Source organism: Streptomyces sp. WAC 06738, assembly GCF_003945505.1.
Lineage (GTDB): Bacteria > Actinomycetota > Actinomycetes > Streptomycetales > Streptomycetaceae > Streptomyces.
On record NZ_CP029618.1, the window covers coordinates 3623484 to 3648957 of the forward strand.

Genomic DNA, 25474 nt, shown 5'->3' on the forward strand with positions numbered 1-25474 from the left:
CAGCGGCCCGTACGAGGGCGGCAGAGGCGGCCACCGCGTCCCGCGGCCCGGCACCGGCGCTCCCCGCGTGATCCGTTGTTCTCCGCCCCCGGCACCGCCGTTCACGCCCCGTTCCGTTCCGCCGCCGAAACTCGCTGGTCGCCCCCCGCCACGCGAAGGAGAGGCCCACAGCATGAACGAAGGACACATCGAAGGCGCCGAAGGCCCCGAGCGCACGGGGATCTCGCGGCGCCGCCTCGTCCGCTACGCCGGCGTGGGGGCGACGCTCGCGGCGGCCGGCCCGCTCGTCGTGAGCGGCGAGGCGGTCGCCGACGACGCGCAGGGGAACGCCGCGGGCGGGCGCGGGAACGACGGGCGGCGTGCCTGGCGGGCCGGCGACCACCACGTGCACTCCGAGTACAGCGGCCGGTTCGACACGTCGGCCAACCCGCCGACGTTCCACAAGGGCGCCGACGCGGTCTACCCCATCGTCACCAACGCCATCATGGCCAAGCACTTCGGCCTCTCCTGGGTGATGTGCACCGACCACGGCGGCCCGACCCACTCGAAGGTCAACCTGGAGCTGGCCTACCCCGACCTGCTGCGCTCCCGCGTCCTCGTGCCCGAGGTCCTGCAGTTCTGGGGCATGGAGTTCGACGCGCCCGCGCTGGACCACCACACCCTGATGATCCCCCACCACCGCGACGAGGCACAGCAGTTGTACGAGCTGGAGCGCCGGTTCGCCAAGCTCGACCCGTTCCCGGCCGACCCCGGGCGCGACACCGAGGCCAAGATGATCGAGTTCCTCAAGGCCGCGAAGACCATGGACCGCAAGCCGCTGGTGCTCGCCCACCACGCGTCCCGGTCCGCGCCGGGCCTCGGCGTCTACGGCCAGGACACCCCGCGCGAGTTCCGCAACGGCAACGACGTCGCCCCGGACGTCTACGTCGGCTTCGAGGGCGCCCCCGGCCACCAGGCGGGCCCCCTCGTCGGCGGCGCCCGCGGCGGCTACGGCAACCACCCCACGTACGGCGGCTTCGACCAGATGACCGCGCGCCTCGGCGGCCTCTGGGACGCGCTGCTCGGCGAGGGCCGGCGCTGGTGGATCACCGCCACCTCGGACTCGCACGTGCACTGGACGCGCGGCGGCACCGACTTCTGGCCGGGCGAGTACAGCAAGACGTACGTCATGGCGCGGCAGGACTACGCGGACGTCATGGACGGCCTGCGCAACGGCCGCGTCTGGGTGGGCACCGGCGACCTCATCACCTCCCTCGACCTGACCGCCGGCAACCGCGGCCGCAGCGCGGCCATGGGCGAGACGCTCACCGTCAGCGGCCGGAACGGTGCGGACGTGGAGATCGAGATCCGCTTCCGCCCGCTGGACGGCGAGAACGGCAACGGCGACCGCCCCGAGGTGCGCCGCGTCGACCTCATCACCGGGAGCATCACGGGCCCGAGCGCCGACCGCGACGCCGACACCAACCCGACCACCAGGGTCGTCGCCCGCTTCGGCCCGAACGACTGGCGCCGCCAGGGCAAGGACTACGTCATCCGGCACACCCTGCGGGACGTGGACGGCGACATGTACGCGCGCGTACGCGGTACGAGCACGGACGAGGCGGAGCCGGCGGCGGACGGGCTGGAGAGCCCGTGGGAGGACCTGTGGTTCTACTCCAACCCGGTGTTCGTCAGCGTCCGTTAGGGGACGCGCCCACGCGCGCGGTGGCGGCGCACGCCGGCGCCCCCCCGGGCGGCACCGGATCAGGCGGACGCCGGCTCCGGCTCCGGCCGCATCGCGCGCAACCGCCCGCCGCGCGCCAGCGCCGCCAGCGCCCCCGCGCAGGCCGCGCCCGTCGCGGTGAGCACCAGCCACGGCAGGCGCGGATACCTCTCCGCCGCGTCCCACAGTGCACCCGTCGCCAGGTTGCCCAGCGTGATGCCGAGGCCGGACACCGTGTTGTAGAGGCCGTAGTGCGTGGCGACGAGGCGGCCTCCCGAGAGGGACACCACGGTGTCCATCTCGAAGGGATACGCCAGGGCCGTACCCAGCGCCAGCAGGGCGGCGGCGAGCAGCAGCGGGGTGAACGCCGCCGCTGCCGCCGCCGCCCCGCCGCCGCCCGGCGGGGCGCCGGTGAGCAGGAGCGGCAGAAAGGCGACGCCCATCAGGGCGATGCCGTACACCAGGGCCCGCTGCGCCGGCCAGCGCTTCTTCGCCCAGCCCGTGACGCGCAGTTGGCCCGCCGCCGCCACGCCCGCCGAGACGGCGAAGAGCGCGGTGGTCACTCCGTCGCCCGCGGCCGGGAAGGCGCGGTGTGCCTGGAGGGGGAGCGCCAGATACACCTGGAAGGACAGCACGTACGAGCCGATCATGGCGGCGGAGAAGAGCATGAAGGGGCGGTTGGCGACGACCGTGCGCCAGTCGGCGAGCACCCCGCGCGCCCCCGGGCGCTCGGCCCGTACCGCATCCCCCTCGGGCAGCGCCAGCACCTGTACCACGGTCAGCCCCAGGAACAGCAGCGCCGCGACCGTGCACACCAGCCGGAAGTCGGCCGCCAGCAGCGCCAGTCCGACGAGCGGGCCGACGAACATCCCCGTCTGATAGAAGACGTTGAACAACGCGAACGCCTCCACGCGCCGCTTCTCGCCCACGGCCTGCGCGAGGTACGTCCGCACCGCCGGGTTGAAGAGCGCCCCCGCGAAGCCCGTCAGCGCCGAGGCGACGACCAGCGCGGGCAGCGACTGCACGAAGCCCAGCAGCCCGAACCCCGCCGTCCGCAGCACGCACCCCGCGACGATCATCGGCTTGCACCCCAGCCGGTCCGCCAGCGTGCCGCCGACCAGGAACATGCCCTGCTGGGAGAAGTTCCGTACGCCCAGGACCAGGCCGACGGCCCACGCCGCCATGCCCAGCCCGTCGGCCAGGTGCGCGGCGAGGTAGGGCATCAGCATGTAGAAGGCGGTGTTGATGGTGAACTGCTGCACCATCAGCAGCCGCACCCCGCCACCGTACGAGCGGAACTCGCGCACCAGGTCCCTCATCGGGCCGGCACCCCCGCCGGCACGGCCGTGACGTTGGCGCAGCGCGTCCAGCGTTCGACGGTCCGCTCCCCCGGATGCCCGATCTCGTCGGGGCCCGCGGCCGGCGGGCGGTCGAGCAGGTCGTGCGCGCGGCAGAAGTCGTCGCTGAAGACGGTGTTCCAGTACCGCTGCACCCCGTCGGGGAAGACGGCCGCGATACGGACCGAGGGCCCCTCCGTACGCGCCAGCCACCCCGCGACCAGCGCCACCGCGCCGACGCTCCAGCCGCCCCCCGCGTAGTGGTGCCGCACCAGCCGCCGGGCCGCCCACACCGCCTCGTGCGCCGCGACCCAGTGGCACTCGTCGAACGCCGCGTGGTCGACGTTGCGCGGGTGGATGCTGCTGCCGAGCCCGCGCATCAGGCGCTCGCCCGCCGGCTGCCCGAAGACCGTGGAGCGCACCGAGTCCACCCCGACGAGCCGCATCCCCGGCGAGAACGCGCGCAGCGCGCGGGCCACGCCCGCCGAGTGGCCGCCGGTGCCGACCGCGGTGACGAGGACGTCGACGCGGCCGAGCTGGACGGCGAGTTCGAGGGCGAGGGCGTCGTACGCGGCGGGGTTGTCGGGGTTGTGGTACTGGTCAGGGCACCAGGCGCCGGGCCGGGCGGCCAGCAGTTCCGCGACCCGGTCGCGGCGGGCCCGCTGCCAGCCGCCGGTGGGATGCGGGGCGCGTACGACCTCGACGCGCGCCCCGTACGCGGCCAGTTGGTGCCGCATCAGCGGCTCCAGACCCGGGTCGGTCACGAGGGTCACCGGGTGGCCGAAGGTGATCCCGGCGAGCGCGAGGCCGAGGCCGAGGGTGCCGCTGGTCGACTCGACGACGGGCGCGCCGGGCGCCAGCTCGCCGCGGCGGCGGGCGGCGGCGACCATGTGCAGCGCGGAACGGTCCTTGAGCCCGCCGGGGTTGGCGCCCTCCAGCTTGGCCCAGAAGCCGTGGCCCGCCGGGCCGAAGGGCTCGCCGATCCACAGGACGGGGGTGTTGCCGACGAGCCCCGCGGGGGTGCTGCGGGCACCTTCGGCGGGAGCGGGCAGGCGGTGGTCTGCGGCGAAGCCGCGGAGGTCGCCGGGGGAGACGGTGCGCAGAGTGGAGTGCATGGGTGGTCCTTCCGCGGCCGCGCGGGTACGGGGCCGGGTGATCGCGTGCGTACGTGGGGGGGGCGCCGGGCGCGCGCGGGCGCGCGGGGGCCGTCACGTACGGCTGACGCAGACCAGGCGGAGGAGGGCGGCCCCGGGGCGGGCCGCGGGGAGGGCGGCGGCGGCCGGCGGCGCGGCGCGGGCCCCGCCGGCATCGCGGAGCGCGCCGGGGGCGGGGGCGGGGACGGCCGGGGCGGGGTGGGCGGCGGAGCCGGCGGGATCGTCCCGTACGACGGCGTGCGGGAGGGCGGCCGAGGGCTCGCAGCACGGCTCGCCGCAGTCGGCGTGGCCGGCGTGGTCGTCGAGGTGGTCCTCACCGTGGCGGGCCGCGTGCGCCCGTGTCACCTCCGCGTACGCCACCGGCGCCAGCGCCACCGCGAGCGTGCTCCCCCGCAGGCTCTCGCCGCCGTCGTGGTGCGGCGTACCGGCGTCCACGCACGCGAACACCGGGGCCAGCACGACGATCGCCAGCCCCGCGAGGAGAGCGATCACGGCGTGGCAGAGTCGCGGCAGCGAGGCGGCGTGAGTACCCGGCACGCGACTGAGCGTAGCCACTTCTGTCCCACCCGCACTTTATTCGCCTCTTTCAGGTGAAAAACGGGGAGGCGAGTTGACCAACTCTCGCGACCGGTCCGGGCCGGGGAGCGGTCGGTGAGGCTGAAGAGGAGGTTCAGCACGGCCACGCCGGTCAGGCGTACGCCGTCCGGCGGCCGCCCGGGGGCGGTGTCAGCGGCGGTGTCAGTGGCGGTTCCTACGATGGCCGGCATGAGCGTCGATCTCTTCGCCTGCATCTCCGTACGGGACTTCGCGGCTGCGCTGGGCTGGTACGAGCGCCTGCTCGGGACGCCGCCGACCTTCGTGGCGTCCCCGGAGGAGGTGGTGTGGGAGCTGGCGGAGCACCGTTCGCTGGCCGTCGAGCACCGCCCGGAGCACGCGGGACACGCGCTGACCACCGTCTTCGTCGGCGACTTCGACGAGCGGGTGGCCGCGATATCCGCGCGCGGGCTGGAGCCGGTGCAGCGGGAGACGTACGGCAATGGCGTGCGCAAGGCGGTCTACCGCGACCCCGACGGCAACGAGATCGGCTTCGGCGGCGCCCCTGAGTAGCGCCGGGAGCCGTCACAGTCCCACGTCGCGGCTGCGGTAGTCCTCCAGCGTCTCGCGGCGGACCAGCAGCCGGGCGTGCCCGTCCCGCACCGCCGCCACCGGCGGGCGGCCGACGAGGTTGTAGCCCGAGGCCAGCGAGACCTGGTACGCGCCGGAGACCGGGAGCGCGAGCAGGTCGCCGGGGTGGACGTCGGAAGGGAGGGGGACGTTCTCCGCCAGGAGGTCGCCGGCCTCGCAGTGGCGTCCCGCGACGGTCACGCGGCGGGGCGGTGCGGTGGTGGCGCGGCCGACGAGGCGGGGTTCGTAGCGCCCCCCGTACAGCGGCCCGCGCGGGTTGTCGCCCATCCCGCCGTCGACCGCCACGAACACCCGCCCCTCGGTGTGCTTCACGGACAGCACGCGGTAGAGCGCCACCGCCGCGGGCCCGGCCACCGCCCGCCCCGGCTCGACCACCAGCCGCGGCACCGGCAGTCCCGCACCCGCGCACCCCTCCGCCAGCTCGGTACGGACCCGCGCGGCCAGCACCGCCGGATCGAGCGCCGGCTCCCCCGGGCGGTACGCGACGGCGTGCCCGCCGCCGATGTCCAACTGCGGCAGCGTGACGCCGTGCTGGTCGCGTACGCGCGCCAGCAGCCCGACGAGCCGCCGCACTGCCGCCAGATACGGCTTGACCGTCGCGATCTGGGAGCCGATGTGGCAGTGCAGGCCGACGAGTTCGAGACCCGGCTGACCGAGGACCCGCCCGATGGCGTACGCCGCCGAGCCGTCCGTGACCGACAGGCCGAACTTCTGGTCCCCCGTGCCCGTACGTATCGCGCTGTGCCCGCCCGCGGAGATGCCGGGCACCACCCGGACCATCACCCGCTGCCGCTCCCCCGGTGGCACCGCGACGGCGATCCGCGCGATCTCCGAGGCGCTGTCGATGACGATCCGGCCCACCCGCAGCCGCAGCGCGGTCCGCAGGTCGTGCAGGCTCTTGGCGTTGCCGTGCAGCACGATCCGCTCGGGCGGGAAACCGGTGGTCACGGCCAGCTCCAGCTCGCCTGCGGAGCACACGTCGAGGCCGAGCCCCTCCTCCCGCACCCACTGGGCCATGGCGCGGCAGAGGAACGCCTTGGCGGCGTAGAGCACTTCGCCGCCCGCGAACGCGTCGGCGTAGCGGCGGCAGCGGGCGCGTACCTCCTGCTCGTCCAGTACGTAGACGGGGGTGCCGAAGCGGTCGGCGACCTCGGCGAGGGAGACCCCGCCGAGGGTGACGTCGCCGCCCGGCGCCTCGCGCGCGGAGGCGGGCCAGACGGCGAGCGAGGGCGAGGGAGAGGTGGACGACTCGGCAACGCCCGGAGGCGGCGTGGTGACGGACATCGCGTATCCCTCAGCCGGCCAGGGCGCCGGCCGGAAGGAGCGCGGAAGCGGGCGAAGGCGCCGGAGTCCGCGAGGGGGCCGGGGCGACCAGTCGGGGGTCCACCGTCAGCCGCGTCACGCCCACCGGCGCCGCCAGGGCCCGCAGCGCGCCCGCGGACAGCCGGATCCCGGGCTGCCCGGCGCCCAGCGCCGCGGCGAGCTTCGCGCGGCTGGTGAAGCCGACCGCGGTGCGTTCGCCGAGCGGGGTGCGGAAGAAACGGGTCGTGCAGCCGTACGGCACCGGCCGTACGGGCACGTAGAGCACGGCCCCGACGCCGGGGGCGGGTTCGGCGGGGTCGGGGTCCTCGTCGGCACGGGGTTCGCTCATGGTGGCCCTCCTCGCGGGCACGTCGTTCCAGGTCGTGGACGTCATGGACGCCGATCGACGCCATGAGGGCCGTCCACGTCGTGAACGCTATGCCCGCGGCGCGCACCCCGATCCGCGCCCTGACACGCGCTTGACGCGCCCCGCCCACAAGCCTGATGCGCCCTTGACGACCGCACCCACCGGCCGCCTCCGCGTGCCCCGCCCCGACTCAGGCCAACGGGCGGCGGTGCGTCCAGAGGTCCAGCGGTGGGGTCGGCGGTACCGGGTGGAGGCTGCCCGTTCTCGTCCAGCCCCAGGTCTCGTACGCCGCGCCCGCCGCCGCGTTGTCCTGCGGCAGCAGCGCCACCGCGGGGGACGGCGCCCAGCGGGCCAGCAGGTGCTGCTGCAGCCGGGTGGCGATGTGCCGGCGGCGCTGGTCGGGCACCACCATCAGCTCCGCGACCACGAACGCCCGCGGGGACGAGGTGACTTCCGCCAGCGCCGGCGGCGGTCCCTCCGGGAAGTCCGGCCACCACACGCCCGAGCGGTCCGCCCGGAACCCGTACGCGCAGCCCACCGGGCGGTCGCCCCCGGCCAGCACCATCTCGAACCCCGGCCGCTGCACGTGGTCTTCGAGCCGGCGCAGGAAGCCCTCGCGCTCCGGCGCCGCCCCGCCGACCGCGCCGTTGTACGCCGCGACGTAGACGTCCGCCACGGCCTCGCGCTGCGTGTCCGCCTGCCACCGGCTCAGACCACGTAAGAACAACTCGGACACTCGTCCTCCCCCGGTCCGGCCGGCCGCGACCGGCCCGAGCCCCTGTGACCACAGAGTAGACCCGCCGACCGCCGTGCACATGCCCCCGAACCGGACGACCTGCCGCCTACTTCTCCAGGCTCACCGTCAGGCTTCTGCCGTATGCGTGATGCGTGTCCACCACCAGCTTCGTCCCGCCGGCCACCCGGCTGACCCGGACCCCGTCGTCCCCCGCGGCCTTCCGCAGCGGGCGCCCGCGCAGCACCACGGTGACCGTGTCGCGGTCCATCGTCGGATCCGCCACGGCCATCTCCACCCGCCCGTCGTCCCCGGTCCTCACGAGCACCGAGGCCGGCCCGTCGATGCTCAGCTCCTCGGTGTCGTGGCGGCCGGGGGTGAAGGCGTTGGCGGCGGTCAGGCGGAGGCCGGAGTGGCGGACCGCCTGGAGGCGCGGGGAGTTGGCGGTCACGGTGAGCGGGCCGCCGCGGCGGTACGCGTCCAACTGCGCGGCGGAGGCGTGCGGCACCAGCGCGTACGCCAGGCGCGCGAGCCCGTGCCGCGGCTCGTGGTCGACGGTGGCGCTGAACACGGTGCGGGTCACCGCCGTGTCCGGGTTGCCGGTGCGTACGACGCGGCGGCTGCGCGTGACGTCCTCCAGCCCGACCCGTACCCGGGGTGCGTCCAGGAAGACGTACCCGACGGCCGTGCCTTCCGCGGCGTCCGCGTAGCGCAGCCAGCTCAGTTGCGCCGTGCCGGGCCCCTCCCAGGCGCGGCCGTCGCCGCGCGCGCCGGTGACGGCGACGTCGGCGGAGGGGTCCGCGGTGCGGGCGTCGACGGTCGTGGTCACCGTGCGCCCGGCCGGGTCGCCGACGCCGGCGGCGAGGACGACGATCTCGTCGTCGAGCATGAACCACGACTTGGTGGCGGTCGCGTTGCGGTAGACGACGAAGTCGTCGGGGAGGCGTTCGCGTTCGGCGTACGCGACGTCGTCGGACTGCACCATCGCGGACGTGCCGTACGCCCCGAGGACGGCGCCGCCGGAGTGGCGGTTGGTGCCGCGCGGGAAGTAGACGTACGTGTTCTGCGACTCGGAGGACGAGGTGAAGTTCAGCGGGTGGCCGGGGTTGTCGTACCAGAGCTTGCCGTCGTACAGCTCCGGTACGGTGCCGCGCCGCTCGACGGGCGCGGTGGCGCCGGCGAGGCCGTAGGGCGAGACGACGGTGTAGTAGTCGACGCCGTACGCGCGCGTCTGGTCCTGCCCGGAGAGGTACAGGTAGTACGCGCCGTCGCCCTGGAACCAGGGCATCAGGTTCTCGCCGCTCATGTACTCGTACTTGCTGATGCGGTCCGAGCTGCGCGCCAGCGCGAACGCGAAGCCGGGACGGCGGTGGACGTGCTTGTCCATGGCGTTGTACGCGACGCTGCGCGCTGCCGGGTTGAGGTCGGCGGGCGGGACGGCGTCGTCGCCGACGATGTCGGCGTAGCGCACGACGCTGACGGGGGAGACGAAACCCGCGGGGTCGAGGGCGGCGCGCGAGGTGGCGCGGATGTGCTTGACGTAGCTCTTGAGCGCGGCGGCCTCGGCTCCGGTCGCGTAGTCGGCGAGGTCGACGACGGCCTCGACGACGGCGGCGACGTCGGTGTAGCCGGAGGTCGTGCGGACCACGGCGCGGCCCTTGACTATCTCCATCATCCAGCCCTCGAAGATCAGCGGCGCGAAGCCGTCGCGCACCCAGCGCTGCACGACGGGCACGAGCGCGCCGGTGTTCGCGAAGCCCGTGCCGTCGAGGATCTTGAGCGTCTGGACGACGCGCGTGAGCAGCCCCTTCCCGTACGAGCCGGTGTACGCGACGGAGTGGTGCTGGATGAAAGAGCCGTCGGCGTAGTAGCCGTCGGTGTTGCCGTGGCGGATGTCGTACGGGTCGATGGTGGCGAAGACGGTGAGCTGGTCTTCGAGCGCCTTGGCGATGCGCGCCTCGCCGCCCGGCTCCTGGGCGGCGGAGAGCAGGGCGCCCTGGAGGATGCGGTTGGTGGTGATGTCGGCGAGGTTGGCGCCTGTGTGGAAACGGGAGTCGAGATCGACGTCCCCTTCCTTGCCGTTGCGGAGGTACGCGTCCATGGAGGCGACGTACGTCGTGAGCAGCCCGGCGGGGACGGCGCCGGGGACGTCGGCGAGGAGCGCGAAGGTCTTGCCGACGTGGGTGGAGATCGCGATCTCCCAGTTGTGCCAGTTGCCGTAGTAACCCCGGGCCTGGTCGCCGTAGTAGCGCTCGTGCAGCCACACCAGGCCGTCGACGGCACGGCGCTGGGCGGCGGTGTCGCCGTGGAGGCCGCCGCCGGGGGCGCGGGTGGCGAGGGCGATCTCGTAGAGCATGCGGTACGAGGTGGCGAGGTTGACGTCGCTGGTGCCGAGGGGGACGCCGGTGAACAGCTCGGTGGTGGCGGTGCCGGTGTCGGCCATCGCGGCGAGGTTGGCGCGGGCGGTGGCGTGGAGGGCGGCGACCTTGGCGGCGGCCTCGGGGCGGGCGTTGGTCTCGGCGGTACCGGCGAAGACGGCGCGGGTGTTCGCGAGGAGGAGGGCGGGGTCCGCGGCCGCGGCGCTCCCGGCGGCGAAGCCCGTACGGGCCGGGAGGACCGCCAGCAGGCCGGCGGCGGGCAGGGTGGACAGCAGGCGTCTGCGGGTGAACTCCATGGGGTCCTCCCCCGGTGCGTTGGGGCACTGGCAGCCGGAGTCAAGCAGATGGGGGAGGTGGCGACAAGCGCTTGCGTGCCCGTACCGGAAGATCGCGCCCCGAGAGCACGCCGGAGGGGAACGGGCACGTGACGGGCGGGGCCCGGCGCACAGGTAGCCGGAGCGCACCGGCGGGAAGACGATCGCCTACCGCCGGGCCCCGCCCGGTGGAACCCAGCTTGATGCACGCAAGAAGTTGTTGCAAGTGCTGTGCAATAAGCGCATAGGGTGATCGAGGACGGATGTCCCACGAAAGGAGCAGCGCCTGATGAGCACGTACGCGCTACCGGATCTGCCCTACGACTACGCCGCACTGGAGCCCGCGATCACCGGGCAGATCCTCGAACTGCACCACGCCAAGCACCACGCGGCCTACGTCAAGGGCGCCAACGACACGCTGGAGCAGCTCGCCGAGGCGCGCGACAAGGAGCAGTTCGGCAACCTGGTCGGGCTGGAGAAGACCTACGCCTTCCACCTCTCCGGGCACGTACTGCACACGATCTTCTGGGAGAACCTCTCCCCGGACGGCGGCGACCGCCCCGACGGCGCCCTCGGCGACGCCATCGACGAGCACCTGGGCGGCTTCGAGGCGTTCCGGAAGCAACTGAGCGCGGCCACCGCCTCGGTGCAGGGCTCGGGCTGGGGCGTGCTGGCGTGGGAGCCGCTGGGCAAGCGCCTGATCGTCGAACAGGTCTACGACCACCACGGCAACGTCGGCCAGGGCAGCACCCCGCTGCTGGTCTTCGACGCCTGGGAGCACGCCTACTACCTGCAGTACAAGAACGTCCGCCCCGACTACGTCCAGAAGCTGTGGTCCCTCGTGAACTGGGAGGACGTCTCGGCGCGGTTCGCGGAGGCGACCGCGCGGGGCTGACAATCAGACATTCTCGGCGGAGGTTTCACGGGAAACACCGCCAGAAGACGACCGGCCGCTCCCCCGTGTACGCGAGGGGGCGGCCGCCGCACAGGGGGCGTGTCGTACGGCAGTGCGTTTTCGTTCCGTACGACCAGACTTGCCGGTTCCAGCCGGGTGACGGGCCGCGGCCCACTACGATCCACGCTACCCCCCACCCCCTCGGCGAGAGCGAGAGCATGCGGTCGGAGACGCGTCAGAACGCACACCTCACCTACCGCGCCAACGCGGGCGCCGGCCGCCACGGCTGGCTCCGGCTGACCCCCGCCTACTCCGTGAGCCTCGTGCGCCGCTACGCCGCCGAGATGCCGCCCGGCTCCGTCGTCACCGACCCCTTCTCCGGCACCGGCACCACCCCGCTCGCCGCCGCCGAGCACGGGCTGACGGGGCAGTCCCTGGACGTGAACCCCTTCCTCATCTGGCTGGGGAAGATGAAGACGGCGGCGTACGAGCCGGATCACCTGCGCGCGACCCGGCGGGCGCTCGCCCCGCTGGTGCACCGCGCCGAGGAGTTATTGCCGGCGGCCGGCGAGCTGTGGCAGCCGGAGCTGCACAACATCGGGCGCTGGTGGGCGCGGAGCGCGCTGGACGCGCTGAAAGCGATACGCCGGGCACTGGACGTCGCGGCGGGCGCACTGCCGCCGGGCGGGCGGGATCTGCTGGACGTGGCCTTCTGCCGGACGCTGATCGCGTCGAGCAACGCGGCGTTCAACCACCAGAGCATGTCCTTCAAGGAAGACCGGACGGGCGGCGACGGCGCCCTCCAGCTACTCGACCCCGACGCCGCGCGGGCGGTGCTGGAGACGTTCCGCCGCGAGGCCGGCACCACGCTCGCGAACGCCGCGACCCCGCTGCCCGGCACGGCGCGCGTCCTGTACGGCGACTCCCGCGACATGCAGCCCGCCGCCGGCCGGCTCACGCCCTGCGACCTGCTGCTGACCTCGCCGCCGTACGTGAACCGCATGTCGTACATCCGCGAGCTGCGCCCGTACATGTACTGGATGCGGCACCTGCGGCGGGCGGAGGACGCGGGCCGGCTGGACTGGCAGGCGATCGGCGGCACCTGGGGCGCGGCCACCTCGCGCGTACGGGCCTGGCGGCCGCCGGGCCCCGACGCCGAGGGGGTGCCGGAGCCGGTCGCGGGCGAGCTGGCCAGGACGCAGGCGGCGATCCGCCGGGACGGCGGGCGGAACGGGCCGCTGCTGGCGAACTACGTCGGCAAGTACATGCATGACATGTGGGGGCACTTCCGGGCGGCGTACAAGAACGTGCGCGGCGGCGGGCGGGTGGTCTACGTGATCGGCAACTCGACCTTCTACGGGAACCAGGTGCCCGCGCAGGAGTGGTACGCGGCGCTGCTGCGCGAAGTGGGCTTCGCGGGGGTCGAGGTGGAGGTGATCCGCAAACGGAACAGCAACAAGGCGCTGTTCGAGTACGCGGTGTCGGGCGGGCGGGCGTAGGTCTCGCGGACTGCGGGGGCGGCGGGGCCGGCCCGCCGGGGGCCGCGGGGCGGTCCGCGGCGGCGGTGGTTTATCCACAACTGGGGAGTAATCCACAGATTGGCGCTGCGGGCGCCGACGGGCCGGGCCGAGGACGCAGAATGTCGGCATGAGCGAGATCGACGGGGGCAAGGCGGGACGTGCCGGTGACGACGCGAGCGTCGGCGGCGAGGGCTACGGAGACGGCGGGGCCGGCGGAATCGGCGCGGCCCGGGAAAGCGACGAGGCCAGGGAAAGCGGCGGGGACGGCATGGGCGCCCGGGCAGGCGGCGGCGGGGCAGGCGCCGGCTCCGGCGGTGCCGCGGACGCGGCCCCGGCATGGGAGCGGCGGTTCCGGGCGCCGCGGATCAGCCTGCCGGGCTGGGCGGAGGACGCACCGCATCGCGCGCTGTACGTGTCGAACGTGACGGGCACGTTCGAGCTGTACGCCTGGGACCGCCGCACGGGCGGCGTCCGCCAGGTCACCGACCGGCCGAACGGCACGACGGACGGCGCGCTGACGCCGGACGGCGAGTGGGTGTGGTGGTTCTGCGACACCGACGGAGACGAGTTCGGCGTGTGGCGGCGGCAGCCCTTCGCGGGCGCCGCCCCGGGGCAGGACCGGGCGGCGGCGCCGGGGCTGCCGGCGGCGTACTCGGCGGGACTCGCGCTCGGGCGGGACGGCACGGCGGTGGTCGGCCGGTCCACGGAGGAGACGGGGACGACGATCCACCTCGTCCGGCCCGGCGGCGAGACCAGCGAGATCTACCGGCACCGGGAGTCCGCCGGCGTCGGCGGCCTCTCGCACGACGGCAGGCTGCTCGCCATCGAGCACACCGAGCACGGCGACGCGATGCACGCCGCCCTGCGGGTGCTGCGGCTCGGCGGCAACCCCGGCGGCGACCCGACGGTCGCCGAGCTGGACGACACCAAGGGCGGCCGGGAGGAGCTGGGCCTGGAGGTGCTGGGCTTCGCCCCGGTGGCGGGCGACGCGCGGCTGCTCGTCGGACACCAGCGGCGCGGCCGCTGGGAGCCCATGATCTGGGACCCGGTCACGAGCCGGTCCCGGGAGCTGGAGCTCGACCTGCCGGGGGACGTGTCGGCGGAGTGGTATCCGGACGGCAGCGCGCTGCTCGTCCTCCACACGTACCAGGCCCGCAGCGAGCTGTGGCGGTACGGCCTGGAGGGCCCCGGCTCCGGCGCCATGACCCGGATCGAGACCCCGCCGGGGACGATCTCGGGGGCGACGGCGCGGCCGGACGGCGCGGTGGAGTTCCACTGGTCGTCGGGCGCGGAGCCGCCGCAGGTGCGGTCCGCCCAGGGCGCCGTGGTGCTGCAGCCGCCGGGGCGGGCGGCGCCGCGCTCGGTGCCGGTGGAGGACGCCTGGGTCGACGGGCCGGGCGGCCGGATCCACGCGCTGGTGCAGCGGCCGCCGGGCGAGGGCCCGTTCCCCTGCCTCTTCGACGTGCACGGCGGCCCCACGTGGCAGGACAGCGACGCCTTCGCGGCCGGCCCGGCGGCCTGGGTCGATCACGGCTTCGCCGTCGTCCGCGTCAACTACCGCGGCTCCACCGGCTACGGCCGGGAGTGGACCGACGCGCTGAAGCACCGGGTGGGCCTCATCGAGCTGGAGGACATCGCCGCGGTGCGGGAGTGGGCCGTCGCCTCCGGCCTCGCGGACCCGGAGCGGCTGGTCGTCGGCGGCGGCTCGTGGGGCGGTTACCTGGCGCTGCTCGCGCTGGGCACGCAGCCGGACGTCTGGGCGCTGGGCCTGGCGGCGGTGCCCGTCGCGGACTACGTCGCGGCGTACGAGGACGAGATGGAGGCCCTCAAGGCGATGGACCGCACGCTGATGGGCGGCTCGCCGGAGGAGGTCCCCGAGCGCTACGCCGCGTCGTCACCCCTGACGTACGTGGACAAGGTGCGGGCGCCGGTCTTCGTCTCCGCGGGGGTCAACGATCCGCGGTGCCCGATCCGGCAGGTGGAGAACTACGTCGGGCGGCTGGCGGAGCGCGGGCATCCGCACGAGGTGTACCGCTACGACGCGGGGCACGGCTCGCTGGTCGTGGACGAGCGGATCAAGCAGTTGGGGCTGGAGCTCGACTTCGTTCGCCGTCATCTGCTTCCGGACCTGGCTCCGCGGCCGCAGCAGCCGGATCCGGAGCCCCGGGACCGTCCTCGTCAGGATCGGGGGAGGTGAGGCCGAGGGCCGTGTCGCGCGCTACCTCCGCCTCGCGGCGGAAGAGCCGGTACCACATGAAGATCACGAAGCCGGCGAAGACGAACCACTGGGCCGTGTAGCCGAGGTTCTGGAACGCCTTCAGGTCGAGCCCGCTGCCCTGCGGGACCTCGGCGGGGACGGGCCGCATCCCGCCGTCCGCCTCGAAGAGGGTGATCCAGGCCGTGGAGACCTGCTCGTCCACGACATTGACCAGCGCCGCGGCGCTGATCATGCCGACCTGGCCGCGGGGCAGCCCGCCCTCGGTGTGCACGCCGGGGGAGCCCTGGTGCTCGGACGCCTGGAGGGCGCCGGTGACGGTGACCTCGCCGGCGGGCGGCTCGGGAGCCTTCGCCGGGTCGGCCTCGCCGGGCAGCCAGCCGCGCAGGACGGGAACGGAGGTGGTACGGCCCCCGGCGTCGCCGCCGTCGCCGTCCCCCACGGGGGCGTCGGTGCGCAGGAGGGTGAGGACGTAGAAGCCGGTCTCGCCGTCGAGGGTGCGGTCGGGGACGAGGAGTTGGGGGCCGTAGCGCCCGGTGACGGTGGCCGCGTCGCCGGTGGTCTCCTGGGTCACGGGCAGCAGCTCGGCCATGGGCCGGCCGTCGATGCCGTCGGCGGCGCGGTCCTGCTGATCCTGCTGTTCCTGGTGGGTGTCCACGCGCGTCTCGAAGCGGCTCATCTGCCAGCTGCCCATGACCAGGCAGACCGGGATGGCGAGTGCGGCGAGGACGTTGACGACCCACCACCGGGGCGTCAGCAGGAACCGGTACACGCCTCCACGGTACGGCCTCCCCCGCGGCGATCCCGCCCAGGGGGCGGGATCGGGGCGGGGTCCGGGTCAGGCGCTCGGGAGCGGTTCGGTGTAGTAGACGGTGCCGGCGCAGGCGTTCTGGACCGTGACGCTGGCCACGGCGGAGGAGTCGGCCTCCGGCGCGTGGGTCAGGGTGACGGAGCCGTCAGTCGTGCCGTCGCCTTCGCCCGGCTCGCCCGTGCCGCCGGTGTCGCCGCCGGTCTCGGTCCCCTGGTCGGTCTCGGACTGCGTCTCGTCCGGCGACGACTGCGTGTCGTCGGTGGGGTCCGGCGTCGGCGTGGTGGCCGTGGTGGTGCAGCCGCCGTCGGTGCTGGTCTCGGGCACCCAGGCGAACTCGACCACGTACGACTCGTTGGGCGCGAGCACCAGCGCGCCGGCCGCCTCCGGCGGCGGCAGCAGGTCCGTGGCGGCGTCGCCGACGGTGTGCGTACGGGTGTCGACCGCGCTGGCGCTCGCCGCGCCGAACGTGCCGCCCACCCGGACGCCCTCCGACGACTCGACCACGCAGGCGGTGGTGGAGACGTTGGTGACGGTGAACGAGCCGGTGACCCGGCCCGCCTCGTCCGGCATGCCGCTCGCCGCGACCGGCTCGCTGATCTGCGCCGGCGCGCACGGCTCCGCGGCGGCCGTGCCCTCGGAGCCGCCGGTCGGGGCGGCGGTGTTCTCCTCGTGCCCGGGGCTCTCGGTCTTCTCTTCCTTGTCCCTCGGCTCCTCGCTGCCGGCGGTGGCATCCGAGTCGTTGCCCTCGACGGCGCCGCCCCCGCCCTGCTGCCCGGCGCCGGGCAACTGGCTGTTGGCGATGTCCTGGCGCGGGTTCTCCTCGCTGGTCGAGCCGGCGACGTTCATCAGCGCCGGCACCGAGACCGCCAGCGCGACCACCGCGACCGCGGCGACGGCGACCAACTGGCGACGGCGCGTGCGCCGCGCGGGCACCGCCCGCTGGAGGTACTGGAGCGTGCCGGGCGCCGGCTCCAGGCCGTCGACGGCGGAGTGCAGCAGCAGCCGCAGCTCGTCCTCGCCGCCCGCGTCGTCGGCGCCGTCCCCGTCGCCGTAGCCACCGGGCCACCGCGGGATCCCGGCCCCGCCGGAGCCGCCCGCACCCCCCGGGGCGGCCGCGCTACCGGCACCGTCCGAGCCGTCCGGACCGCCCGGCTCGGGGCGGCCGTCGGGACCACCGGGGCCGTCCGCCCCTTCCGTACGACCGGACGGGGCCGTACCACCGGACGCGGCGGCACCACCGGAGCCGGCGGCACCGCCCGGCTCGTCCGGGCCCGCGCCGGCTCCCTTCGACGTACCCGCCGCGCCCTGCACCTTCGCCCCGTCATCCGGCCCCGCGGCGGCCCCGGGCTCCCCGGTCCCGGGCCCCGAAGCCTCAGGCCCCGGAATCTCCGGCACCGCCGCCGTCGCCTCGTCCGAACCCGCCGGCACCTCCGGCAGCTCCGCCGTCTCCGCCACGTCCACTGCCCCACGTCCACGCCCGTACCGGGTCCCGGACCCGGCCCCGGGCCCGGAAGAACCGCCGGACCCCGACCCACCGGATCCCTCGGATCCCCGGTCCCACGGCGGCCCGGATCCGTAGAAACGCTCGCTCATGCCCGCGCTCCCATGGCTGTTCGCAGTGCGGCGATGCCCCGGGAGCCGTACGCCTTGACGGAGCCGAGCGAGATGCCCAGCGACTCGGCCACCTGAGCCTCGGTCATGTCCGCGAAGTAGCGCAGCACGAGCACCTCGCGCTGCCGGCGCTGCAGCCCGCGCATCGCCTGGATCAATTGGTCGCGCTCCAACTGTTCGTACGCACCCTCTTCCGCGCTGGCCATGTCGGGCATGGGCTTGGAGAGCAGCTTCAGCCCGGTGATGCGCCGACGGAGCGCGGAACGTGACAGGTTGACGACCGTCTGCCGCAGATAGGCGAGGGTCTTGTCCGGGTCCTTGACCCGCTTGCGCGCCGAGTGCACGCGGATGAAAGCCTCCTGCACCACGTCCTCGCACGAGGCGAGGTCGTCGAGCAGCAGCGCGGCGAGACCGAGCAGCGACCGGTAGTGGGTCTGGTACGTCTCGGTGAGGTGGTCGACGCTGGTGCCCTCCGCCATGGCGTCGTCAGCGTCCGCCGCGGACTTCTTCTCGGCAGGCCGCGCCGACCACGGCGCGATCACCGGCAGTCCCCGGGGCGCCGCGGAGGAACCGGGGCGCAGCGCGGGGCCGGCCGGGAGGGTCGCAATGCTGAGTGCCTCTGCCACGCCTGTTTGACACACCGACCCCCGTCAAGGTTGTACGCGCACGGCGCCGACGCCGGTGGTGTTACCGCGCGTACTGCCATGCCCACTCCCTTGCTCCGTGCGGCCGGCCAATGCGGGCGGGGACAGAGACGCTTCGCGGCGCCGCCGCGGTTGCAGACGGCGCGAACCGAAATCGTCGGATGGCAAGGGTGTTCGGCGCAAGCGGTATGGACCAACGGATCGGTTACGACTGGCTCAACGGCCCGTGCCGCCGTAGACGACCGCCTCGTCGCTCTCGCTGTCGAGACCGAACGCCGTGTGCACGGCCCGTACGGCGTCCTTGACCACGTCCTCGCGGGTCACCACCGAGATCCGGATCTCCGAGGTGGAGATCAGCTCGATGTTGACGCCCGCGTTGGACAGCGCCTCGAAGAAGGTGGCCGTGACACCGGGGTGCGAGCGCATGCCGGCGCCGACGAGGGAGATCTTGCCGACCTGGTCGTCGTAGCGCAGCGACTCGAAGCCGATGGCCGGCTGCGCCTTGGTGAGCAGCTCCATCGCGCGGTGGCCGTCGGTCTTGGGCAGGGTGAAGGAGATGTCGGTCAGGCCGGTGGCGGCGGCCGAGACGTTCTGCACCACCATGTCGATGTTGATCTCGGCGTCCGCAATCGCCCGGAAGATGGCGGCGGCCTCGCCCGGCTTGTCCGGGACCCCGACCACCGTGATCTTCGCCTCGGAGACGTCGTGCGCGACTCCGGAGATGATCGCGTGCTCCATGCCTTCTGCTCCCTCGGAGATATTGCCTACCCAGGTGCCCGGCTGCCCCGAGAACGAGGAGCGGACATGAATGGGCATGTTGTACCGGCGGGCGTACTCGACGCAGCGGTGCAGCAGGACCTTCGATCCGCTGGTGGCCAGTTCGAGCATGTCCTCGTACGGGATCCGGTCGATCTTACGGGCCTTCTTCACCACCCGCGGATCGGCGGTGAACACGCCGTCCACGTCGGTGTAGATCTCGCAGACCTCCGCCTCGAGCGCCACCGCGAGCGCCACCGCCGTGGTGTCCGAGCCGCCGCGGCCGAGCGTCGTGATGTCCTTGCTGTCCTGCGAAACACCCTGGAATCCGGCCACGATCGCGATGGCGCCCTTGTCCACCGCCTCCTGGATGCGGCCGGGCGTCACGTCGATGATCCGCGCCTTGTTGTGCACGGCGTCGGTGATCACGCCCGCCTGGCTGCCGGTGAACGACAGCGCCTCGTGACCGAGTTTCTTGATCGCCATCGCCAGCAGGGCCATGGAGATCCGCTCGCCCGCGGTGAGCAGCATGTCGAGTTCGCGGCCGGTCGGGATCGGCGAGACCTGCTCGGCGAGATCGATCAGCTCGTCCGTCGTGTCGCCCATCGCGGACACCACGACGACGACCTGGTGGCCGGCCTTCTTGGTCTCGACGATCCGCTTGGCGACGCGCTTGATGCCCTCGGCGTCGGCGACGGAAGAGCCGCCGTACTTCTGCACGACAAGGCCCACGTGCGCTCCTCGCAATGGTGTTTCGGTCGGCTCAGTCTACCGAGCCGGCGGATACCCCCAGGGCGGGCCGGCTCGGAGACGTACCTGCCCGGGAGCACCGCGAGCACACGGAAACGTAAGGCAGGTCACATCCGGAGCCCGAAAATCCGGGGCGCGGGAGCGGCGGGGCGAACTCGGGGCGGGGGATAGGCACTCGGCGCGTGCGCACGGCGTGCGCACGGCGTACGCGACACCGCGCGCGCCCTGCCCGTACGCCGCGCCCCCTGGCTCAGCTACGCCGCAGCCCCAGCGGCTCCGCGATCTCCGCCGCCATCACGCGGCCCGCCTCCTCCTCCAGCCGCCCGTCGTCCAGCGCGGCGTCGCTGTCGGTGTCGAGCCCGTCCAGCTCCCCCAGGGGCGTGTCCAGCCGCACATGGGCCACGAGCGACTGCAGCGCGCGCAGGCAGGCGCTCGCGGTCGGCCCCCAGTTGGAGAGGTACGAGAACTGCCACCACCACAGCGCCTCGTTGACCCGCCCCGCCGCGTAGTGCGCGCGGCCGTGCCGCAGGTCGGTGATCACGTCGGCCAGGTCGTCGGAGATCCGGCTGGCGACGGGGGTGCTGCGCGGCACGTACGGGTCGAAGACCTCGGAGTAGACGTCCACCGGGTCCAGCAGCTCGGCGAACCGCTCGCGCAGCTCGTCCACGTCCGGCTCGGGGCCGGTGTCCGGCTCGTACCGCTCGTCCGGCACGAAGTCCTCGTGCGCCCCCAGCCGGCCGCCGGCCAGCAGCAACTGCGAGACCTCCAGCAGCAGGAAGGGCACGGCGCTGTTCGGCTCGTCGCCCTTGGCGACCTCGGTGACGGCGACGATGAAGCTCTCGATCGAGTCGGCGATCTGGACCGCGAAGCTGTCCGGGTCCTGCGTCGCCTGGTGCGTGGTGGCGTCAGACATCGAGCAGACCTCCTCTGTCGGCGCCCCGCGCACCGGCAGGCCGCGTGCGGCGGCCTGCCGGGCTGCTGGGCGCTGCGCCGGGATCCAGCCGGCGGGCACGTGGTTCCGTTTCAGACATCGAGCAACCGCCTGCCTTCGAAGGCGCGGCCGAGAGTGACCTCGTCCGCATACTCCAGATCGCCGCCGACGGGCAGGCCGCTGGCCAGCCGGGTCACCTTCAGGCCCATGGCCTTGACCATGCGGGCCAGATACGTGGCCGTGGCCTCGCCTTCGAGGTTGGGGTCGGTGGCGAGGATCAGTTCGGTGACGGTGCCGTCCGCGAGCCGGGCGAGCAGCTCCCGTATCCGCAGGTCGTCCGGGCCGACGCCCTCGATGGGGCTGATCGCGCCGCCGAGCACGTGGTACCGCCCGCGGAACTCACGGGTCCGCTCGATGGCCACGACGTCCTTCGGCTCCTCGACCACGCACAGCACGGCGGGGTCGCGCCGCGGGTCGGCGCAGATCCGGCAGTGCTCCTCCTGCGCGACGTTCCCGCAGACCGCGCAGAACCGGACCTTCTCCTTCACCTCGGTCAGCGCATGCGCCAGCCGGCGGACGTCGGCCGGCTCGGCCTGCAGGATGTGGAAGGCGATGCGCTGCGCGCTCTTGGGACCGACGCCGGGCAGCCTGCCCAATTCGTCGATCAGATCCTGGACCACGCCTTCGTACACGCAACGCCTCTCTCGTGTCCGCTCTCCTGCACCAAGCTAGCCGCTACCGCCGGGTTCAACCCGCTTCGGGGGTGGCCTCCGGTTCCGGAACCCGGCAGATCCGGACGGCAGGGAACGGCCCCCGCGGGACGACAGAAGAAGGAGGGGTCAGAAGGGCAGCCCCGGCATCCCGCCGAGCCCCTGCGCGAGCGGGCCGAGCCGCTCCTGCTGAAGCTGCTGCGCGGCGTTGTTCGCGTCCCGTACGGCCGCGACGACGAGGTCGGCCAGCGTCTCGGTGTCCTCGGGGTCGACGGCCCGCGGGTCGATCACCAGCCCGGTCAGCTCGCCGGAGCCGGTCACCGTGGCCTTCACCAGCCCGCCGCCCGCGGTCCCCTCGACCGGCGTCTCGGCCAGCTCCTGCTGGACGGAGGCGAGCTCCTGCTGCATCTTCTGGGCCTGCTGCAGCAACTGCTGCATGTCGGGCTGGCCACCACCAGGCATCACGTCGCTCGCTCCTTGTCGCGCTACTGCAGTTCTCTGTGGCTACGTCTACGTCTTCTGCGGCTGCGTCCGCGTCCGGGCTCCGGCCGGGTGTGGGGCCGGTCGTCCAGGCGAGCCTACGTTCTCAGCCGCCGCGCTGCCGTCCATCGCAGGGAGGACGCGCGCCACTTGGGTTGCCCCGCGGGGAGTCGCGCTCCTCCCGCCGTCCTCATCCTTCCGGAGTACGCGGACGGGCGGTCCCGCCTAGTCGTGGCGGATCTCCTCTATGACGGTGGCGCCCAGCTCGCGGACGATGAGGTCGTGGCCGGAGAGGGCGGTGTCGACGAGGTCGGGATCGTCGTCGTCGGGGATGTCGTCCTCCAGCGGCGGCGGAGGGGGGCCCGGATCGGGGGGCGGCCCGGGGTCGGGCGGACGGCGGCCGCCGGGACCGGCCGAGGCGGGCCGGGGCTGCTGGGGGGGAGCGGGCGCCGGTACGGAGGGCGCGGGCGAGGTCGTCTGTACGGACTGCCGCAACCCGGCGCCGCCGCCCCCGCCCCCGCCGCCACTGCCGCCGAACCCGCCGCCGCCTCCGGGACCCGGGCCGCCCGGCCCCGGCCCCCCGCCGCCACCGGGCGGTGCCGCGGGCCCGCCGCCGGCACCGCCGGTCGGGTCCACGATGGCCTCGACCTTCCACTGCACGTCGAACCGCTCCGCCAGCACCTCGCGCAGCACCTCGTCGCTGCCGCCGTTGACGAAGCTGTCCCGGGCGCCGGCGTTGCCGAAGCCGAGCTGGAGGGTCCCGCCGTCGAACCCGCTCACCTGGGCGTTCTGGCTCAGCAGGATCCAGGTGAAGCGCCGCCGGTGCTTGACGGCCTCCAGGATGTCGGGCCACATCTGCCGCACGGAAGCGGCCCCGGCGGCCCCGCCCCCCTGCTGCGCGGGCACGCCCTGGGCCGTAGCGGCGGGGGCCTGCGCGGCCACGGGCGCGGGCGCGGGTGCAGCGTCGGGTGCCGGTGCCGGTGCCGGTGCCGGAGCAGGCGGCGGCGCGGGGGCCGGGCCCCCGGACGCGGCCGGAGCCCCGCTCCCGGGCCAGGCCCCGGGCCGCCGTCCCTGCGGATCACCGCCGCCGGAGGCGGGCGGTCCGGAGGGCGCGCCCCCGCCGGCATCGACCGCAGGACCCCCGGAACCAGGCGCAGGCGCGGAGCCGGCACCGGTCCCGGCCCCAGAACCACGACTACCGGCATCGGGAGCCGGCCCACCCCGCTCGGCAAGGGCGGCACGGGCAGCCCCGGCACCCCCGCTCCCGCCACTGGCACCGGCACCACCGGCACCGCCACCGCCGCCGGGGACATCCCCGCCCCCGCTCCCACTCCCGCCAGGAGGCCGGTGGGCATCCGGCCCGGGCACGTACCCCACGGTCGGCGGACCGGTCGGGGCGTTGCGCTCCAGGCGGTCCAGCCGGGCCATCACCGAGCGCTCGTCCCCGTACGCCCCGGGGAGCAGCACGCGCGCGCAGATCAGCTCGAGCTGCAGCCGGGGCGCGGTGGCGCCGCGCATCTCGGTCAGCCCCTCGTTCACGAGGTCGGCCGCGCGGCTCAGCTCGGCCGCGCCGAAGGCGTCGGCCTGGCGCCGCATCCTCTCCAGCACATCGGCCGGAACGTCGATGAGCCCCTTGTCCCCGGCGTCCGGCACGGCGGCGAGGATCAGGAGGTCCCGCAGCCGCTCCAGCAGGTCGGTGACGAACCGCCGCGGATCGTGCCCGCCCTCGATCACCTGCTCCACCACGGAGAACGCACCCGCCCCGTCCCCCGCCGCGAAGGCGTCGACGACGGAGTCGAGCAGGGCGTCGTCCGTATACCCCAGAAGAGCAGTGGCCATGGCGTACGTCACACCCTGCTCGCCGGCACCGGCGAGCAGTTGGTCCATGACGGACATCGAATCCCGCACGGAGCCGGCCCCGGCCCGTACGACCAGGGGCAGCACCGCGTCCGCGACGGGGATCGACTCGACGCGGCAGACGTCGGCGAGATAGTCGCGCAGGGTGCCGGGCGGGACGAGGCGGAAGGGGTAGTGGTGGGTCCGGGACCGGATAGTCCCGATGACCTTCTCCGGCTCGGTCGTGGCGAAGATGAACTTCAGATGCTCGGGCGGCTCCTCGACCACCTTCAGCAGGGCGTTGAACCCCGCGGAGGTGACCATGTGCGCCTCGTCGACGATGTAGATCTTGTACCGGCTGGCGGCGGGCCCGAAGAACGCCTTCTCGCGCAGCTCACGCGCGTCGTCCACGCCGCCGTGCGACGCGGCGTCGATCTCGATGACGTCGATGGACCCCGGCCCGTTCCGCGCGAGGTCCCGGCACGACCGGCACTCCCCGCACGGCTCCGGCGTCGGCCCGCGCTCACAGTTGAGACACCGGGCGAGGATGCGCGCGCTGGTCGTCTTCCCGCAGCCGCGTGGCCCGCTGAACAGATACGCGTGGTTGACCCGCCCGTTCCGCAGCGCCTGCTGCAGCGGGCCGGTCACGTGGTCCTGCCCGATGACCTCGCCGAAGGTCTCGGGTCGGTAGCGGCGGTAGAGAGCGAGCTGCGACACGACTACGACGATATCGGTGCCCGCCGACAACGGCGCCCACCCACGAAAACCCCCGCCCCCGCCGCCCCACCCCGGACAGCAAGGTGCCCCCCACGCACCCGCCAGAGCCCACCTACCCTTGCTGCCTTCCGGCCCTGGGGGAGTTCAGCGAGATAGCGCCGCGTGAGGGGCGACTCCACCTTAACCGATCCCACCCCCAACGAACGAGTTCGCGACCACCCCACCCCGTCTTGTACTCTTGCCCGCGGAGGATTCGCCTAGAGGCCTAGGGCGCACGCTTGGAAAGCGTGTTGGGTTCACACCCTCACGAGTTCGAATCTCGTATCCTCCGCACCCCGCCTGACCAGGCGAAACGAAGGCCCCCGGAGGCGTGCCGCCGGGGGCCTTATCGTGGTTCGCAGTCTCAACGGGGCGCTTCGAGCTTCTCCTGCGCCGCCTCGTCCGTACCCTGCGCTACCTCCCGGATGAGCCCCCCGACGCGCTTGGCCACGCCCTGAGGATGTCGCTCGTAACGTGGTGGCACTGGCGCCACCAGCAGTTGCGCGGGCAGGGCGGCCTAGAGGTCGGGCCCAGGGCGCTGTCCGTCCTGCTCACGGTCATGGTGCGCGCCGCCCGGCTGGAGCGGTACGCGCGGGACGATGTCTGGGACCGTGTCGTGCGGAGGGACACCGCTCGGCCGTCAGCTACGCCCTGCTTCGCTCCGCAGGCCGCCGGAGCCCGTCACCAAGTGGGGCGCCGCAGGGCATCCGGCCCAGGCAGCCACGGCTGCGATCCAGCACGGCACGGTTGGACAGGCTTCTGGTTTCCATGCTGAAGTCTTGGCTCACCCCCTATCCAAGAGCTGGTCCAGCAACGCAACCACCGCAGCCGCCCCCACCAAGGCGAACCCGAGGGTGGGCACGCGCACGATGAGAACGACGACGAGAGCGCCCACCAGGAGAAGGACGAGGGCGCGAACGCTCAGCTGTTCCATGGGACCTTCCTTCACTCGGCGACCGGTCAATGCCGTCTCCAAAATCAGAGTGCGTCGTCGTCAGCACTCTCTGACAGCCTCGGACAGCCCCTGACAAAATCGGCCAGCCAGGTCCACTGGCGGACGGTCTGTGACAGAGTCTGATGATGGGCA

General features: G+C 73.8%; 20 protein-coding genes, 1 tRNA gene, 1 other RNA gene and 1 pseudogene. 6 read left to right on the plus strand and 17 right to left on the minus strand.

What is annotated here, in order from left to right:
• Positions 1-172: 172 nt before the first annotated feature.
• Positions 173-1684 carry a phosphoesterase gene (locus tag DMB38_RS15540; RefSeq protein ID WP_125935700.1) on the plus strand — a complete coding sequence of 504 codons (1512 nt, stop codon included), beginning with the start codon at positions 173-175 and terminating at the stop codon, positions 1682-1684.
• 59 nt (positions 1685-1743) lie between these two features.
• On the opposite strand, the gene DMB38_RS15545 is transcribed toward DMB38_RS15540, so the two are convergent.
• From DMB38_RS15545 to DMB38_RS15555, 3 genes are all read right to left on the minus strand, one after another.
• Positions 1744-3021 carry an MFS transporter gene (locus DMB38_RS15545; protein WP_125935701.1) on the minus strand — a complete coding sequence of 426 codons (1278 nt, stop codon included), beginning with the start codon at positions 3019-3021 and terminating at the stop codon, positions 1744-1746.
• The gene (locus DMB38_RS15550) at positions 3018-4154 is read right to left on the minus strand and encodes a PLP-dependent cysteine synthase family protein (protein WP_125935702.1); all 1137 of its coding nucleotides are present in this window, start codon (positions 4152-4154) and stop codon (positions 3018-3020) included. The genes DMB38_RS15545 and DMB38_RS15550 overlap by 4 nt, the downstream gene beginning before the upstream one ends.
• Positions 4155-4247: 93 nt before the next feature.
• On the minus strand, positions 4248-4730 hold the full coding sequence (locus DMB38_RS15555) for a hypothetical protein (RefSeq protein WP_125935703.1): 483 nt from the start codon (positions 4728-4730) through the stop codon (positions 4248-4250).
• Between the two features lie 228 nt (positions 4731-4958).
• Here DMB38_RS15555 and DMB38_RS15560 point away from each other — a divergent pair, with 228 nt between their 5' ends.
• Positions 4959-5300: a VOC family protein gene (locus DMB38_RS15560; RefSeq protein WP_125935704.1), complete on the plus strand. Its 342-nt coding sequence runs from the start codon at positions 4959-4961 to the stop codon at positions 5298-5300.
• A gap of 12 nt (positions 5301-5312) precedes the next feature.
• Here the strand turns inward: DMB38_RS15560 and lysA are convergent, their stop codons facing one another.
• From lysA to DMB38_RS15580, 4 genes are all read right to left on the minus strand, one after another.
• Positions 5313-6662: a diaminopimelate decarboxylase gene (gene lysA, locus DMB38_RS15565; protein ID WP_125935705.1), complete on the minus strand. Its 1350-nt coding sequence runs from the start codon at positions 6660-6662 to the stop codon at positions 5313-5315.
• A 10-nt stretch (positions 6663-6672) separates the two neighbouring features.
• Positions 6673-7029: an SAV_915 family protein gene (locus DMB38_RS15570; protein WP_125935706.1), complete on the minus strand. Its 357-nt coding sequence runs from the start codon at positions 7027-7029 to the stop codon at positions 6673-6675.
• Positions 7030-7237: 208 nt separating this feature from the next.
• Positions 7238-7783, minus strand: coding sequence for a GNAT family N-acetyltransferase (locus DMB38_RS15575; protein WP_240662262.1), 546 nt, complete (start codon positions 7781-7783; stop codon positions 7238-7240).
• A 106-nt stretch (positions 7784-7889) separates the two neighbouring features.
• Complete coding sequence (locus tag DMB38_RS15580) at positions 7890-10454, minus strand: polysaccharide lyase family 8 super-sandwich domain-containing protein (RefSeq protein ID WP_125935707.1); 2565 nt, start codon at positions 10452-10454, stop codon at positions 7890-7892.
• A 307-nt stretch (positions 10455-10761) separates the two neighbouring features.
• On the opposite strand from DMB38_RS15580, the gene DMB38_RS15585 reads away from it, so the two are divergent.
• The 3 genes from DMB38_RS15585 (at position 10762) to DMB38_RS15595 (ending at position 15084) form a co-directional block, all read left to right on the plus strand.
• Complete coding sequence (locus DMB38_RS15585; RefSeq protein WP_125935708.1) at positions 10762-11367, plus strand: superoxide dismutase; 606 nt, start codon at positions 10762-10764, stop codon at positions 11365-11367.
• Between the two features lie 218 nt (positions 11368-11585).
• A complete protein-coding gene (locus tag DMB38_RS15590; RefSeq protein WP_125935709.1) occupies positions 11586-12866 on the plus strand; it encodes a DNA methyltransferase in 1281 nt (426 codons plus the stop codon).
• Positions 12867-13014: 148 nt separating this feature from the next.
• The gene (locus DMB38_RS15595) at positions 13015-15084 is read left to right on the plus strand and encodes a prolyl oligopeptidase family serine peptidase (protein ID WP_125935710.1); all 2070 of its coding nucleotides are present in this window, start codon (positions 13015-13017) and stop codon (positions 15082-15084) included.
• Here DMB38_RS15595 and DMB38_RS15600 read toward each other — a convergent pair.
• The 9 genes and pseudogenes from DMB38_RS15600 to ffs all read right to left on the minus strand — a co-directional run.
• Positions 15083-15874 (minus strand): annotated as a pseudogene (locus DMB38_RS15600) (SURF1 family protein); the annotation flags it as partial. The gene DMB38_RS15595 and the pseudogene DMB38_RS15600 sit on opposite strands and share 2 nt — an antisense overlap.
• Positions 15875-15940: 66 nt before the next feature.
• Positions 15941-17368, minus strand: a complete 1428-nt coding sequence (locus DMB38_RS15605) for a hypothetical protein (protein ID WP_240662265.1) — start codon at positions 17366-17368, stop codon at positions 15941-15943.
• A 134-nt stretch (positions 17369-17502) separates the two neighbouring features.
• Complete coding sequence (locus DMB38_RS15610; RefSeq protein WP_240662267.1) at positions 17503-18150, minus strand: SigE family RNA polymerase sigma factor; 648 nt, start codon at positions 18148-18150, stop codon at positions 17503-17505.
• 234 nt (positions 18151-18384) lie between these two features.
• Positions 18385-19656: an aspartate kinase gene (locus DMB38_RS15615; RefSeq protein ID WP_125935712.1), complete on the minus strand. Its 1272-nt coding sequence runs from the start codon at positions 19654-19656 to the stop codon at positions 18385-18387.
• A 268-nt stretch (positions 19657-19924) separates the two neighbouring features.
• Positions 19925-20587 carry a DUF5063 domain-containing protein gene (locus DMB38_RS15620; protein WP_047016581.1) on the minus strand — a complete coding sequence of 221 codons (663 nt, stop codon included), beginning with the start codon at positions 20585-20587 and terminating at the stop codon, positions 19925-19927.
• Between the two features lie 110 nt (positions 20588-20697).
• The gene (recR, locus tag DMB38_RS15625; protein WP_125935713.1) at positions 20698-21297 is read right to left on the minus strand and encodes a recombination mediator RecR; all 600 of its coding nucleotides are present in this window, start codon (positions 21295-21297) and stop codon (positions 20698-20700) included.
• A 147-nt stretch (positions 21298-21444) separates the two neighbouring features.
• Positions 21445-21780 (minus strand): YbaB/EbfC family nucleoid-associated protein, encoded by a 336-nt coding sequence (locus DMB38_RS15630; protein ID WP_125935714.1) that lies wholly within the window; start codon positions 21778-21780, stop codon positions 21445-21447.
• Positions 21781-22020: 240 nt separating this feature from the next.
• On the minus strand, positions 22021-24348 hold the full coding sequence (locus tag DMB38_RS15635) for a DNA polymerase III subunit gamma and tau (RefSeq protein WP_125935715.1): 2328 nt from the start codon (positions 24346-24348) through the stop codon (positions 22021-22023).
• Positions 24349-24427: 79 nt separating this feature from the next.
• An RNA gene (ffs, locus tag DMB38_RS15640) (signal recognition particle sRNA small type) lies at positions 24428-24522 on the minus strand.
• A gap of 72 nt (positions 24523-24594) precedes the next feature.
• On the opposite strand from ffs, the gene DMB38_RS15645 reads away from it, so the two are divergent.
• Positions 24595-24679: transfer RNA gene (locus DMB38_RS15645), tRNA-Ser, on the plus strand.
• A 492-nt stretch (positions 24680-25171) separates the two neighbouring features.
• Here DMB38_RS15645 and DMB38_RS36130 read toward each other — a convergent pair.
• Positions 25172-25321 (minus strand): hypothetical protein, encoded by a 150-nt coding sequence (locus tag DMB38_RS36130; protein ID WP_164716011.1) that lies wholly within the window; start codon positions 25319-25321, stop codon positions 25172-25174.
• Positions 25322-25474: the final 153 nt, after the last annotated feature.